The organism is Streptomyces sp. NPDC057249, assembly GCF_042669245.1.
Lineage (GTDB): Bacteria > Actinomycetota > Actinomycetes > Streptomycetales > Streptomycetaceae > Streptomyces.
Genome location: NZ_JBHUXS010000001.1, coordinates 626793 through 639786, shown reverse-complemented (window position 1 = coordinate 639786; position 12994 = coordinate 626793). Strand labels below are relative to the sequence as shown.

Genomic DNA, 12994 nt, shown 5'->3' with positions numbered 1-12994 from the left:
CCTCAGAGAGCCACGCCCCGCCGGGTTTTACCGCGCCCGAATTCCCGCGGCATCGGCGACACCACCGGACAAATGGAAGCACCACAAGGAACGCCGCCGTTTACCCGGAAATCGTGACGCAAGACGGAAGGGAGTGAGAGGGAGTGAGAGGGAGCGGGAGGGGGTGCGGAGGAACGGAAGAGATTCACCGGAGACCGGACAGAGAAGCGACAGAACTCCGTAATGAATGGCCTCTGAAAGAACACCCGCCCATCAGAATCTGGCCAACCCTGCCCCCAACCGCTCAGTGCGTAAGTCTGCTACCGCCGTCCGGGGCACTCACGCTCGCCGCGACCAAGGCGTCCAGTACGGCCTCGACATCCGGAAGCCAGGGCGCCACGCCCGGCGCGGCGGCGCCCTTGGGGCGTGAACCCGGCGTGCGCTCCGGCGCGCGCTCCCAGCGGACCTGCCCCGTGCCGATCTCCGACGGCGGCAGGACGACGTAACCGCCCTCCCCGTGGAACCGCAGCGAGCTGGGCACCCGGCCCTGCGCGTACAGCAGCTCGCCGAGCCGTTCCAGGGTGTACGGGGCGACCAGCAGCGCCCACCGGGTGGGCGTCGCCACGACGGGCCCCAGGCGCAGGCCCGCGCGGTCGAGCGCGGCCAGGGCGCGGGCACCGGCCGGCGCCGGCAGGCTCAGAGCGCACGGCGCACGGCCGCCGGTGGCCAGCAGCACCGGCGCGGTCGGCCGGTTCGTCCACCACCAGCGCACCATCCGGGCATCGGTGGTCGCGGCGAGCAGTCCGGGGTCGAAGGGGTGCGCGCCGGGCACCGGGCACTCGGGATCGGGGCACGCGCAGCGACGGCCGCGATCCCCCTCCCCGCGCAGCCCCGCTCCGGGGACCACGGGCCACTGCCACTCCGTGGCGCAGGTCAGGGCCGCGTCGAGCCGGGCGGAGCCGCCCCTGCGGCCGAGCCTGCGTCGCCTTCCGAGGATCTCGCGCATGAGCGCTCGTTCCTTTCCGTTGAACGCCGAGGGTCCGCCTCGCATCGTGCGTGGTCACACCATGCCTGCGGATCTTCTGGTGTACGTGCTCGTCGAGCCTGCGGTACGGGTCGTTCGTCGGTACCGAGCGTGAGCCGTGCTGAGCCGGATCGAGCTGCTTGCGGTCGGCATCGTGGCGAGGTGCGGGGCGCACGGCGCGCCTGCGGTCCGTTGCGTGCGGCCTCACCACTCGGGGGTGGGGCGCGGCCGTCACATGTGAGGACGTCCGGGCCTGCTGCCGGGTTCCGGGGGCGGGCGGGGCCACCCCTGGCCATCCAAAGAATTACGTACCCAGCATGCCCGGAATGACGCGCCCCTGGGACTTCACCCGGAGGTGCACCCCTGCCGGGCAGACCCAGTCGACCTCTCATGCGCACAGCGAGGTGCGTTTTTTGGCCAAGTTGATTAAGGCACGGACACCGGGTTTTCCGGGGGGACAATGCTGGACATCGCCTCACTTGTGCGTGTACATGTGGATGCACTGGTAGCGGCGCAGAATGACATGGGGGTTTGCGATGCTATTCGACGGAACACACCGCTCGGAAAGCCGGCGACCATGAGCGCTCCGCACCTGCCAAAAGTGGCTGGAATCGATCCCACAGTTCCGGTTTCGGATGAGACTGCGCGCCCCATCGAGGCGGTGCCCGCCCCACCCGGCGCCTTCATCCAGGACCGGCTCGCCGGCTGGGTCTCCGACCTCACCACGCTCCACGAACTCACCGAGCGCCTGGCCGGAACCCGCACCCTGGACGACGCCCTGCACGAGTTCCTCGAAGCCGGGGCCGCCCTGGTCGGCGCCCGCCGCGGCCTGGTCGTCTTCGAACCGTCCGACCGACGCGGCCCCGTCAGCACCGTCGGCCTCGGGCTGGCCCACGCCGAGCTGGGCGAGATCGAGACCGTGCCGCGCAGCGCCACCTCGTACGGACGCGTCCTGGAGGGCCTGCCCCATCCGGACGCCCCGCTGACCACCCCCGATCTGCTCGGCGACAGCGGCCTGGACCCCCGCAGACGCGAGGTCGCCGCCCGCCTCGGCTACGCCGCCAGCTACGCGCTCCCCCTCGCCGCGGCGACGACCGGACGGCTCGGCGCCGCCGTCTGGCTCTACGACGAACCCGCGGAACCCCTCGAGCGCCAGCGCCACCTCGTCGGCCTGTACGCCGGCTACGCGGCCGAGCACCTGGCCCGCCTGCTGGAACTGGAACGGGCCAGGGCGGATGTCGCCACCGTGGCCGAGGAGCTGCTGCCCACCCGGCTGCCCCGGGTCCCCGGTGTCCAGCTCGCCGTACGCCACGAGGTGGCTCCACAGGGCGGCGGCGACTGGTACGACGCGCTGGCCCTGCCCGAGGGCGCCCTCGGTCTCGCCGTCGGCTCCGTGGGCGGCTCGGGCCCCAGCGCGCTGGCCGCCGCGGGACGGCTGCGCGCCGGGCTGCGCGCGTACGCGGTGATGGAGGGCGAGGACCCGGTCGCCGTGCTCTCCGACCTCGAACTGCTGCTCCGGCTGACCGAGCCGGCCCGCTCGGCGACCGCCCTCTTCGCGTACTGCGAACCGGCCCGCCGCAAGCTCCTGCTCGCCGGGGCCGGACACACGCCTCCGCTGATCACCGGCGAGCGCCGCACCTCGTACGTGGAGACCACGCTCTCCGCCCCCCTGGGGATGCTGTCCTGCTGGGAGGCGCCCAGTGTGGACGTCGCGCCCGCACCCGGCGAGACGGTTCTGCTGTACACCGACGGGCTGCTGCGCCGCGCCGGGGACTCGATGGACCGTGCGTACGCGCGCCTCCGATCGGCGGCGGCGAGCGTCCCGAGGGCGCTGCGCGGGGACGCCGCCTCGGTGGCCGACCATGTGGTGCGCACCGTGCTGCCGGACGGGGCCGGGCGGGCGGACGGCGCCGAGGACGTGGTCGTGCTCGCGGCCCGCTTCGACTGATCCGGACCCCTCCTGTGTAAGAGGTCTTCCGGCCCTGGGCCCCCTTCCGTACGCCCGTACGATGGAGAAGGTCCAGTGTCGTATCAAGGAGAACAGTCGTGTCTGAGGAGTTCCCGGAGACCCCGGAGACCGAAGAGACAGAGCCGGTCAAGCAGCGGAAGAACGGCCTGTACCCGGGCGTGTCCGACGAGCTCGCCGCCAGCATGAAGTCCGGCTGGGCCGACACCGAGCTGCACGGCCTGGAGCCGATCGCCCAGGCCGGTCACACCGCCGACCGCCGCGCCGCGCTGTCCGCGCGCTTCCCCGGCGAGCGGCTGGTCATTCCCGCCGGCCGGCTGAAGACCCGTTCCAATGACACCGAGTACGCCTTCCGCGCCTCCACCGAGTACGCGTACCTCACCGGCGACCAGACGCAGGACGGGGTCCTCGTCCTGGAGCCGACGGACGACGGCCACGAGGCGACCGTCTACCTGCTGCCCCGCTCGAACCGGGAGAACGGCGAATTCTGGCTCGACGGCCAGGGCGAGCTGTGGGTCGGCCGCCGCCACTCCCTCACCGAGGCCGAGCAGCTGCTGGGCATCCCCGCCAAGGACGTGCGCGAGCTGCCCGCCGCGCTGGCCGAGGCCACCGGCCCCGTCCGCAACGTCCGCGGTCACGACGCCGGCATCGAGGCCGCCCTCACCGACAAGGCCACCGCCGAGCGCGACGAAGAGCTGCGCGTCTACCTCTCCGAGGCGCGCCTGGTGAAGGACGCCTTCGAGATCGCCGAGCTGGAGAAGGCGTGCGACATCACCGCACGCGGCTTCGAGGACGTCGTGAAGGTCCTCGACAAGGCCGAGGCCACCAGCGAGCGCTACATCGAGGGAACGTTCTTCCTGCGCGCCCGCATCGAGGGCAACGACATCGGGTACGGCTCGATCTGCGCCGCGGGACCGCACGCGACCACCCTGCACTGGGTGCGCAACGACGGCGCCGTGCGCTCGGGCGAGCTCCTGCTGCTGGACGCCGGAGTGGAGACCAACGACCTCTACACGGCCGACGTGACCCGCACGCTTCCCATCAGCGGCACGTTCACACCGCTCCAGCGCAAGATCTACGACGCGGTGTACGAGGCGCAGGAGGCGGGTATCGCCGCCGTCAAGCCCGGCGCCGACTTCCGCGACTTCCACGACGCCGCCCAGCGGGTCCTCACCGAGAAGCTCGTCGAGTGGGGCCTGCTCGGCGACCTGTCGGTCGAGAAGGTCCTGGAGCTGGGCCTCCAGCGCCGCTGGACCCTGCACGGCACCGGCCACATGCTCGGCATGGACGTCCACGACTGCGCCGCCGCGCGCACCGAGGCGTACGTGAACGGCACGCTGGAGCCGGGCGTCTGCCTCACCGTCGAGCCCGGTCTCTACTTCCAGGCCGACGACCTCACCGTGCCCGAGGAGTACCGCGGCATCGGCGTCCGGATCGAGGACGACATCCTCGTCACCGAGGACGGCAACCGGAACCTCTCGGACAAGCTGCCCCGGCAGGCCGACGAGGTCGAGGCGTGGATGGCCCGGCTCAAGGGCTGACCCGACGCCTGCCGTACGGACGGAGGGGCGCCCCGCTCAGGACACCATGAGCAGGGCGTCCTTCCGCCGTCTCAGGACCTTGTCGAAGCTCACGACCGCGCCGGCGCACCCCGGGCGGTTGCCGAAGTGGACGTGGTCGGCGAGCTGTTCGATCAGACACAGACCCCGTCCCTCCTCGGCGGTGACGGGCGGATGCGACGCGTACTGCGGGTCGGGCAGTCCGCTCCCGGGCTGCCGCTTCGACGTGTGCGGCCCGCCCCGGGTGGGGAAACCGGGCCCCGAATCGGCGACTTCGATGCGGCACTTCTCGCCGTCCAGATACGCGGTGACCCGGTACTGTCCACTGGCCGTGGCCGACGGATCCTCCCAGGCGTCCCGGTCGTTCCCGGTGCCGTCGGAGGTGCCGTCGTGCTCCCCGCCGTGCTCGACCGCGTTCGCACAGGCTTCGCTGAGCGCGAGAGACAGGTCGAAGGAGATGTCCGGGTCCACGCCCGCGGATTCCATAGTGCCGAGCAGGAACCGACGGGCGAGCGGGACGCTCGCAGCGTCGCGCCGCAAATGGAGTGACCACCAGATGCTCATGCTCCGGCCTCCTGGCTGCGGCTAGACATACCGCTACGTATTGCCGCACCGGGGCGGTCGTAAGCACGTGCGCGCTCTGATGCCGCCCATTCGGCGGATAGCCGGATGCGCCACACCGGTGTATCCCGGTCCCATACGCCCCCTTCCGCCCGGTCCCGGGAGCCACCGGAACCCGTGCGAACGGCCCTGCTCACCCCCAATCCGCCCGGAAGACGACCTTCCGGACCTGCCGTACGGGGACGGGGGGCCGGGTGCGATGATGGGCCCGCCATGTCTGTGCCTGTGGGACGCGCCGGAGCCGGTCTACGGCTACTGAGGGCCGCGGTGTTCGCCGCGGTCTGCGTCGCGTTGTCCGCGGCCGGACACGCGGTGGCCGCCTGCGCGACCGTCCCCTGGTGGACGCTGCTCGCCGGTTTCCTCGGTGTCCTCGCGGTGGCCGTCCCCCTCGCCGGACGCGAACGCTCACTGCCCTCCATCGCCGCGGCCCTGGCCGGCGGACAGCTCGCCCTGCACACCCTGTTCGGGCTGGGCACGCACACCACGGCCCCCGGCACGACGGGCGACGACGCGCTGATCCGGTTCGCGGCGAGCCTCGTCTGCGGCGCCGGACCCCGGCAGCTGGACGCCGCCGACGCGCGGCACATCGTCGGCACCGCGGGCGTCGACCCCGCTGCGGTGACCGCCCAGGCGCACCAGCACCTGGCGGCGGCCCCTTCCGGCCCCGCGTGGGCCACCCCGGACGGCCTCCTGCACACGCTTCCCAGCCTGCCCATGCTCCTCGGGCACCTGCTGGCCGCCCTGGCCACCGGCTGGCTGCTCCGACGGGGCGAGGTGGCCCTGTTCCGGCTCGCCCGGCTGTCGGCGCACGGTGCCCAGCAGGTCGCGGCCGGGGCCCGGTTCAGGGCGTTGCGGGACGCGTTCCGCCTCGTCGCCGCCCTGCGCGCCGGCCTGGCCGGCGAACCCGCGACCGGGCCGCGCACCCCCCGTACCGCCGTGGACGCACCGCGCCCGGCCACCGGGGACCCGTTGCAGCACCTGGTGATCAGGCGCGGACCGCCCTCCGTGCTCGCTCTCGCAGCCTGACGCGACGCCCTCCACGCGATGCGCCCCGGCCCCTTCGGGCAGCCGCGCGCATTCGGTCCGTACGGAAGTGGCGTCGCGATACCGGTGCGCACCCGTGCGCCGGAGCACCTTCCCTTCGTTCCCTGTGGAGTGATCCCTGTCATGAACGTTTCCCGCATCGCCCTCGCCGGCGGCGTCGCCGCGTCCGCCGTGCTGCTGCTCGCCGGCACCGCCTCCGCCCACGTCAGCGTCCAGCCGCAGGGCGAGGCCGCCAAGGGCGGTTACGCCGTCATCAACTTCAAGGTGCCCAACGAGCGTGACAACGCCTCGACGACCAAGCTGGAGGTCAGCTTCCCGACCGACCACCCGCTGGCGTCCGTCATGCCGCAGCCGGTGCCCGGCTGGGACATCGAGGTGACGACGAGCAAGCTGGCCAAGCCGCTGCAGATGCACGGAAAGACGATCAACGAGGCCGTCTCCAAGGTCACCTGGACCGGCGGCAAGATCGAGCCCGGCCGCTTCCAGCAGTTCCCCCTCTCCGTCGGCCAGCTCCCCGAGGACGCCGACCAGCTGGTCTTCAAGGCGATCCAGACGTACTCCAACAAGGAGGTCGTCCGCTGGATCGAGGAGCCCAAGGAAGGCGCCGACGAGCCGGAGACCCCCGCCCCCGTCCTCAAGCTGACGGCCCCGGCCGATGACGCGCACGGGGCGGCCGGCACGGACGCGAAGTCCTCGGACTCCGCCGCGGGCTCCTCCGAGAAGAGCGACGAGACCACCGCCGCCGCGTCGTCCTCCTCCGACTCCTCGGACAACACGGCCCGGGTGCTCGGCATCGTCGGCATCGTCATCGGCGCCGCCGGCGTGGCCTTCGGCGTCCTGGCCGGGCGCCGTCGTACGACCTGACAGCCCACCCGGGGGCCAGGCTCTTCCTGGCCCCCACCCGCTCCACCGACCCCTCAGGAACAGTGCTCCATGGTTAAGAAGATCGTCCCGGCCGCGGCGCTCGCCGTCGCGGCCGCGCTCACCCTGTCCGCGTGCGGCGGCAGTGACAACGACAGCAAGAAGCCCGTCGCCGACGTGTCGATGCAGACGAAGACCCAGGCCGCGACGGTGCTCGACCAGCCGTTCACCAAGCCGGACCTCGTCCTGACCGACACGCACGGCAAGAAGTACGACCTGCGCAAGGAGACCAAGGGCAAGCCGACCCTCATCTACTTCGGCTACACCAACTGCCCCGACGTCTGCCCGCTCATCATGAGCAACATCGCCATCGCGAAGAAGTCCCTGCCCAAGGCCGACCAGGACGACCTCCGGGTCGTCTTCGTCACCACCGACCCGGAGCGCGACACCCCGGCCTCCCTCGGCAGCTGGCTCAAGGCGCAGGACCCCTCCTTCATCGGTCTCACCGGCGACTTCAAGGCCATCCAGGCGGGCGCCCGCCAGATCGGCATCGGCATCTCCGCGCCGAAGAAGGAGAAGGACGGCACGGTCGTCTCGATGCACGGCTCACAGGTCATCGCCTTCTCCCCGAAGACCGACAAGGGCTACGTGCTGTACAGCGAGGACACCACGCCCGACGACTACACCAAGGACCTCCCCAAGATCGTCAAGGGGGAGAACCCGTGAACCACCGCACCATCCTCGCCGCCGTCCTGGCCGTGACCGCGGGCCTGACGCTGGCGGGGTGCTCGACCTCCTCGGACAAGCCGGAACTGAAGGTCGTCGGCGGGTTCATGCCGCAGCCCGTCAACGACATGGCGGCCGGCTTCCTCGTCGTGCAGAACAACGGCACCGGCGACGACCGCCTCACCTCGGTCACCAGCCCGCTCTCGGACGACGTCACGATCCACGAGACGAAGAACCAGGTCATGCGGAAGGTGACGTCCTTCGACGTGCCCGCGGGCGGTGAGCTGGATCTCGAACGTGGTGGCAACCACATCATGTTCATGAAGCTCAAGAAGCAGCCCAAGCAGGGCCAGAAGGTGTCCGTGGAACTGCACTTCGAGAAGGCCGGCGCGATCGAGGTCGACCTTCCCGTGAAGGAGACCACCCACAACCCGAAGAAGCAGTGAGGGACTGACACGCCATGACAGCCACCGCCCCGCCCTTCGGGCCGCCCCCGTCCGCCCTGCGCCGGCCGCTCGCCGCGGCCGGACTGCTCACCGCGCTGCTCGGCACGGTGCTCGGTCTGCTGCTGGCCGTCGCGGCTCCCGCGTCGGCCCACGCCGCGCTCACCGGGAGCGATCCGCAGGACGGGGCGGTGGTCGCCACGGCACCCACGGAGATCACCCTCACCTTCTCCGAGCAGGTCGCCCTCGGTGCGGACTCCATCCGCGTCCTGGACCCTTCGGGCGAGCGCGCCGACACCAAGGCCGCCCCGCGCGACCTGCACAGCGGGTCCACCGTGAAGTACGGCGTCGCCCTGCGCGGCGGCCTCGGCGACGGCACGTACACGGTGGCCTGGCAGGCGGTCTCGGCCGACAGCCACCCGGTCTCCGGCGCTTTCACCTTCTCGATCGGGGCGCCGTCCAAGACCACTGTCGCCCTCCCCGACGGCGAGGCCGGGGGCGGGCTCGTCGGCACGCTCTACGACATCGCGCGCTACGCCGCGTACGCCGGGTTCATCGTCCTCGCGGGCGGCGCCGCCTTCGTCCTGGCCTGCTGGCGGCGCGGAGCGGGTGCGCGTCCGCTGCAACGTCTGGTCGTCCGCGGCTGGACCACGCTCACCGCGGCGACCATCGCGATGCTGCTCCTGCGCAGCGCGTACACCGGCTCCGGAAAACTGGCGGACGTCCTCGACCTCGACGGCCTCAAGGCGGTCCTCGACACCAAGCCCGGTGCCGCGCTGGTCTCCCGGCTCCTGCTGCTCGGCGCCGGCGCGCTGTTCGTCGCCGTGCTCTTCGGCACGTACGCCAAGCGCGAGGACCCGCGCGAGAAGAGGGACCTCACCTTCGGCCTCGCCATCGGCGGCACGGTCATCGCCGCCGGTATCGCCGGCACCTGGGCCCTCGCCGAGCACGCGTCGACCGGCATCCAGCCCGGCATCGCGATGCCCGTGGACGTGCTCCACCTGCTGGCCGTCGCCGCCTGGCTGGGCGGGCTGGTGGCGCTGCTGACCGCGCTGTACCGCACGCCCGACCTGACCTCGGCGGCCGTACGCCGCTTCTCCACGATCGCCTTCGTCAGCGTCGTCGTCCTCGTCGCGACGGGGGTCTACCAGTCGTGGCGGCAGGTCGGCACGTGGTCGGCGCTGACCGGTACGGGTTACGGGCAGCTGCTGCTGGTCAAGGTGGGGCTCGTCGCCGTTCTGGTGGGGGTCGCGTCGATGTCGCGCCGGTGGACGGGGAAGCTCGCGGAGGGCGGCGATGCCTCGGCGGCGCCCGAAGCCGAGGCGGAGGCGGAGCCCGAGGCGGAGGCGGAGCCTGAGGCCTCAGCGGAGAGCGCCGGGGACCCCGCCCGGGCCGCGCAGCTCGCCCGGCAGCGGGCCGCCGTGGCCACCGCCGAGAAGAAGCGGATACGCGACGCCGACCCCGGCCGCTCGGGCCTGCGCCGCTCCGTGCTGGCCGAGGTCGGCGTCGCCGTGGCCCTGCTGGCGGTGACCACGATCCTTACGTCGACCGAGCCGGGCCGTACGCAGGAAGAAGCGGCACGCTCCTCTTCCTCCCCCTCCTCCTCGGCTGCGGCCGGACCTGTGGACAGCGGTCCCGTCAACCTCACGCTCCCCTTCGACACGGGCGGGGCGAACGGCAAGGGCACGGTACGGGTGGACATCGACCCGGGACATACCGGCGCCAACGTGATCCACCTGTGGATCGAGAACCCCGCCAAGAAGCCCATGGACGTCCCCGAGGTGAAGGTCGCCTTCACCCTGGAGTCCAAGGACATCGGCCCCCTGCCGGCCACCCCGGTCCGGCTGACCGAAGGGCACTGGACCGCCACCGGCCTCCAGCTCCCGATCGCGGGAGACTGGAAGGTCGCGGTGACGGTACGTACCTCCGACATCGACCAGACGACGGTCGACAAGAACGTGAAGATCGGCTGAGCAGGACCGTGAGCGGAAAAAGCACGAACAGCGGCACCAGTAACGCCCATGCCCTCTCCCGGCGGCGGCTTCTCGGCACCGCAGGCGCCGCCGGGGCGACCGGACTGGTCCTCGGAGCGGCCGGCGGCGCCACCGGCTATGCCGCGACCCGTGACGAGGCACCGGCCGCGCTGACCACGGTCGGCTCCACCGAGGTGATGTTTCACGGGAAACATCAACCGGGGATCACCACTCCGCTTCAGGCGTCCGGCCATCTGATCGCCTTCGACCTCGCCCCCGGGGCCGGGCGCAAGCAGGCCGCCGCCCTGATGCGCCGGTGGTCCTCAGTGGCGCAGCGGCTGATGGCCGGCGAACCCGTGGCGGGCGCGGCGGACGGCCCCGCGCACGACACCGGTGTCGCCCTGGACGCGGGCCCGTCCTCGCTCACCGTCACCTTCGGCTTCGGCGCCACCTTCTTCGAACGCACGGGCCTCACCGCGCACCGCCCGCCGGGGCTCGACCCGCTGCCGCCGTTCTCCTCCGACCACCTCGACGCCGGCCGGTCCAACGGGGACCTGTGGGTCCAGATCGGCGCCGACGACGCCCTCGTCGCCTTCCACGCGCTGCGGGCCGTACAGAAGGAGGCCGCCTCGACGGCCACCGTGCGCTGGCAGATGAACGGCTTCAACCGCGCGCCCGGAGCGACCGCCAAGCCGATGACGGCCCGCAATCTGATGGGCCAGGTCGACGGCACCGGCAACCCGAAGCCCACGGACGACGACTTCGACAAGCGCCTGTTCGTCCCCGGCGGCCAGGACCCGGCGTACGACTGGCTCGCGGGCGGCTCCTACGCGGTGGTCCGGCGCATCCGGATGCTCCTGGACGACTGGGAGAAGCTTCCGGTGGAGCGTCAGGAGCGGGTCATCGGCCGCCGCAAGGCGGACGGCGCCCCACTCAGCGGCGGCACCGAGACCACCGCGATGGACCTCGACAAGGCGGGCCCGGACGGCAAGCTGCTGATCCCGGACAACGCGCACGCCCGGATCTCGTCGCCCGAGCGCAACAGCGGTGCGGCGATGCTGCGCCGGCCGTTCTCGTACCACGACGGCATCGCCCCGGACGGCACCCCGGACGCCGGGCTGCTGTTCATCTGCTGGCAGGCCGACCCGCTGCGCGGCTTCGTCCCGGTGCAGCGCAAGCTGGACCGGGGGGACGCGCTCTCCCCCTTCATCCGCCACGAGGCGAGCGGCCTGTTCGCGGTGCCGGGCGGGGCGGCGGCCGGGGAGTACGTGGGGCAGCGGCTTCTGGAGTCCTGAGCCGTGGAAGGCCCGCCCGTTCCGGGCCTTCCACGCCCGCACCGCGCATTAGGGTGACGGTATGTCCGCCACGCGCTACGCCTACCTTGGCCCCGAAGGCACCTTCACCGAGGTCGCCCTCCGTACGCTTCCGGAAGCTGCCACCCGCGAACTCGTTCCGATGGTCTCCGTACCGGCGGCTCTGGACGCGGTGCGCAACGGAACGGCCGCCGCGGCACTCGTACCGATCGAGAACTCCGTCGAGGGCGGCATCACCACCACCCTCGACCAGCTCACCAGCGGCGAGCCGCTGATGATCTACCGCGAGGTGCTGCTCTCCATCACCTTCGCGCTGCTCGTACGGCCCGGCACCGAGTTGTCCGACATCAAGACGGTCACCGCTCACCCGGCCGCGCAGCCGCAGGTGCGCAACTGGATGGCCGCCCATCTCCCGCAGGCCGTATGGGAGTCGGCGGCGTCCAACGCGGACGGCGCGCGGCTCGTGCAGGAGGGCCGCTGTGACGCGGCCTTCGCGGGGGAGTTCGCGGCGGAGAGGTACGGGCTCGAACCGCTGGTCACCGAGATCCACGACGCGGAGAACGCGCAGACCCGCTTCGTGCTCGTGGGCCGGCCGGCCCGGCCCTCCGCGCCGACGGGTGCGGACAAGACCTCCGTGGTGATCTGGCTGGGCGACGACCACCCCGGTGCCCTGCTCGAACTGCTCCAGGAGTTCGCGGTGCGCGGGGTGAACCTGATGCTGATCCAGTCACGGCCGACCGGGGCCGGCATCGGCAACTACTGCTTCGCGGTGGACGCGGAGGGCCACATCTCCGATCGCCGCGTGGGGGAAGCCCTGATGGGGCTCAAGCGCATCTGCCCCAAGGTGCGCTTCCTCGGCTCCTATCCGCGGGCCGGTGTGAGCCCGGAGGACGTGCGCCCGCTGCGCGCGGGCACGTCCGACAGGGAGTTCACCGAGGCGTCCGACTGGCTGGCACGCAACCAGGACGGACGAGCCTGACCGAGCCCTGGGCCGCCCGGCCCAGGGCCGCCGTCTGTCCACAGGGTCGGTGTGATCAGCGGATTGTCTGCGCCGGAAAAAGTTATCCACAGGCGAGGGCTTGCACCTGGGGACAAGTCGACACCGCAATCCGACATGGTCGACAAACCGACACGGGTCACTCGCACCCATCCACAGGGCACTCGTTCACCCCGTGTCAGCCCAATTCCGTCGATCAACTCTTTAGGGCTAGCAATTCCCACTCGAACGAGCGCGTGAAACGGGTTTGAACCTTGAATCCGCGCGTTTTCACCGGGCCCCCGGAATGATCTCTTCCACGTCCACAGACTTCCCCCACAGCCTGTGGATAACTTTGACGAGTCGGCCACTCCTGTGGAAAAGCCCTGCCCAACTACCCCGCCGCACAAGCCCGGTGGCCAACCCGCCTCACAATGCCAAATACTGCCAATTCGGGCAAAGCGCCACGCTTGTCCCTATCGGTTCAAGTGGGCGAAGCCGACACCGGT

Annotated in this window: 11 protein-coding genes; 9 read left to right on the top strand and 2 right to left on the bottom strand. The window is 71.5% G+C overall.

Annotation, left to right across the window (positions count from 1 at the left end; all coding sequences use genetic code 11):
* Positions 1-283 precede the first annotated feature (283 nt).
* Complete coding sequence (locus tag ACFUJY_RS03030) at positions 284-985, bottom strand: bifunctional DNA primase/polymerase (protein ID WP_383293550.1); 702 nt, start codon at positions 983-985, stop codon at positions 284-286.
* 478 nt (positions 986-1463) lie between these two features.
* Here ACFUJY_RS03030 and ACFUJY_RS03025 point away from each other — a divergent pair, with 478 nt between their 5' ends.
* Together ACFUJY_RS03025 and ACFUJY_RS03020 are read left to right on the top strand one after the other, a co-directional pair.
* Complete coding sequence (locus tag ACFUJY_RS03025) at positions 1464-2951, top strand: PP2C family protein-serine/threonine phosphatase (RefSeq protein WP_383293547.1); 1488 nt, start codon at positions 1464-1466, stop codon at positions 2949-2951.
* A gap of 98 nt (positions 2952-3049) precedes the next feature.
* Positions 3050-4510, top strand: coding sequence for an aminopeptidase P family protein (locus ACFUJY_RS03020; RefSeq protein WP_383293544.1), 1461 nt, complete (start codon positions 3050-3052; stop codon positions 4508-4510).
* Positions 4511-4546: 36 nt separating this feature from the next.
* Here the strand turns inward: ACFUJY_RS03020 and ACFUJY_RS03015 are convergent, their stop codons facing one another.
* Positions 4547-5092, bottom strand: a complete 546-nt coding sequence (locus ACFUJY_RS03015; RefSeq protein WP_383293541.1) for an ATP-binding protein — start codon at positions 5090-5092, stop codon at positions 4547-4549.
* Between the two features lie 270 nt (positions 5093-5362).
* Between ACFUJY_RS03015 and ACFUJY_RS03010 the strand changes: the two genes are divergently transcribed.
* From ACFUJY_RS03010 to pheA, 7 genes are all read left to right on the top strand, one after another.
* Complete coding sequence (locus ACFUJY_RS03010; protein ID WP_383293539.1) at positions 5363-6175, top strand: hypothetical protein; 813 nt, start codon at positions 5363-5365, stop codon at positions 6173-6175.
* A gap of 141 nt (positions 6176-6316) precedes the next feature.
* Positions 6317-7057, top strand: coding sequence for a YcnI family protein (locus tag ACFUJY_RS03005; protein WP_383293536.1), 741 nt, complete (start codon positions 6317-6319; stop codon positions 7055-7057).
* Positions 7058-7126: 69 nt separating this feature from the next.
* Positions 7127-7780 (top strand): SCO family protein, encoded by a 654-nt coding sequence (locus ACFUJY_RS03000; protein ID WP_383293534.1) that lies wholly within the window; start codon positions 7127-7129, stop codon positions 7778-7780.
* Entirely contained in the window at positions 7777-8226 is a 450-nt protein-coding gene (locus ACFUJY_RS02995; RefSeq protein ID WP_383293532.1) for a copper chaperone PCu(A)C, read from the top strand. The genes ACFUJY_RS03000 and ACFUJY_RS02995 overlap by 4 nt, the downstream gene beginning before the upstream one ends.
* 14 nt (positions 8227-8240) lie before the next feature.
* On the top strand, positions 8241-10196 hold the full coding sequence (locus ACFUJY_RS02990) for a copper resistance protein CopC (protein WP_383293529.1): 1956 nt from the start codon (positions 8241-8243) through the stop codon (positions 10194-10196).
* An 8-nt stretch (positions 10197-10204) separates the two neighbouring features.
* Positions 10205-11491: an iron uptake transporter deferrochelatase/peroxidase subunit gene (gene efeB / locus ACFUJY_RS02985; protein WP_383293526.1), complete on the top strand. Its 1287-nt coding sequence runs from the start codon at positions 10205-10207 to the stop codon at positions 11489-11491.
* 61 nt (positions 11492-11552) lie between these two features.
* Positions 11553-12488, top strand: a complete 936-nt coding sequence (gene pheA / locus ACFUJY_RS02980) for a prephenate dehydratase (RefSeq protein WP_383293523.1) — start codon at positions 11553-11555, stop codon at positions 12486-12488.
* The last annotated feature ends 506 nt before the right edge of the window (positions 12489-12994 follow it).